We start from the raw sequence: 513 nt of genomic DNA, 5'->3' as shown, positions 1-513 counted from the left end.
GGCCAGGAGGACCCGGCGGAAGATCGGCTGGCCGAGCAGGCAATCGCGGCCCATGTCATCTATGCCGCCGAAAAGCGGCATGCCGTCGAGGTTCCGGCCAGCGACAAGGACCATCTGCAGACCTGGCTGTCCAACCGGGTAGGGTTGAAGCTGGTGGCACCCGACTTGACCGCGAACGGTTTCCAGTTGGTCGGCGGCCGGTTGCTTCCGGCAGGCGAGAGCAAGGCCGCCATGCTGCTTTACGAGGACGGCAATGGGCAGCGTATATCGCTGTTCGTCACCACGGCATCGACGGAGAATGCCAAGGGCACCTACGCCGCCACGCAAGACGGACCCGAGGCCGTCTACTGGCTGGACAAGGGCTATGGCTGCGCCGTCGTCGGCTCCTTGCCGCGCGAGCGGCTGAACGAGGTCGCCAGGAACGCCTACACGCAACTTGTAAACGGGCTGGCAAGCTGAACGGCACCGCTTTTGCCGGTGCCGTCGATCCGCGAATGCCGATCTGGCCGAAGG

1 protein-coding gene is annotated in these 513 nt (G+C 65.1%); it reads left to right on the top strand.

Translation table 11 applies throughout. The annotated features are described in order from the left end of the window. Window positions 1-459: anti-sigma factor (locus EN879_RS38390; RefSeq protein WP_164774963.1), on the top strand; the 459-nt coding region annotated here is incomplete at its 5' end. Between the last annotated feature and the right edge of the window lie 54 nt (window positions 460-513).

This window comes from Mesorhizobium sp. M7A.F.Ca.AU.002.02.1.1, from assembly GCF_003998535.1.
Classification (GTDB): Bacteria; Pseudomonadota; Alphaproteobacteria; order Rhizobiales; family Rhizobiaceae; genus Mesorhizobium; species Mesorhizobium ciceri.
This window is presented reverse-complemented; position numbering and strand designations above follow the sequence as displayed.